Below are 506 nucleotides of genomic sequence, written 5' to 3' on the forward strand. Positions count from 1 at the left end.
AGACAGGTGCTGCATGGCTGTCGTCAGCTCGTGTTGTGAAATGTTGGGTTAAGTCCCGTAACGAGCGCAACCCTTGTCCCTATTTGCCAGCGGGTAATGCCGGGAACTCTAGGGAGACTGCCGGTGACAAACCGGAGGAAGGTGGGGACGACGTCAAGTCATCATGGCCCTTACGGGTAGGGCTACACACGTGCTACAATGGCCGGTACAAAGGGTTGCAAAGCCGCGAGGTGGAGCTAATCCCGAAAAGCCGGTCTCAGTCCGGATCGGAGTCTGCAACTCGACTCCGTGAAGTCGGAATCGCTAGTAATCGTGAATCAGAATGTCACGGTGAATACGTTCCCGGGCCTTGTACACACCGCCCGTCACACCATGGGAGTGGACTGCACCAGAAGTGGTTAGCCTAACTTCGGAGGGCGATCACCACGGTGTGGTTCATGACTGGGGTGAAGTCGTAACAAGGTAGCCGTAGGGGAACCTGCGGCTGGATCACCTCCTTAAACGAC

At 56.3% G+C, this 506-nt stretch carries 1 rRNA gene; it reads left to right on the forward strand.

The window, feature by feature from the left end:
- Nucleotides 1–500, forward strand: a 16S ribosomal RNA gene (locus tag OP497_RS17495); the annotation flags it as partial.
- Nucleotides 501–506: the final 6 nt, after the last annotated feature.

The organism is Halomonas sp. 11-S5 (assembly GCF_029889825.1).
Classification (GTDB): domain Bacteria; phylum Pseudomonadota; class Gammaproteobacteria; order Pseudomonadales; family Halomonadaceae; genus Halomonas.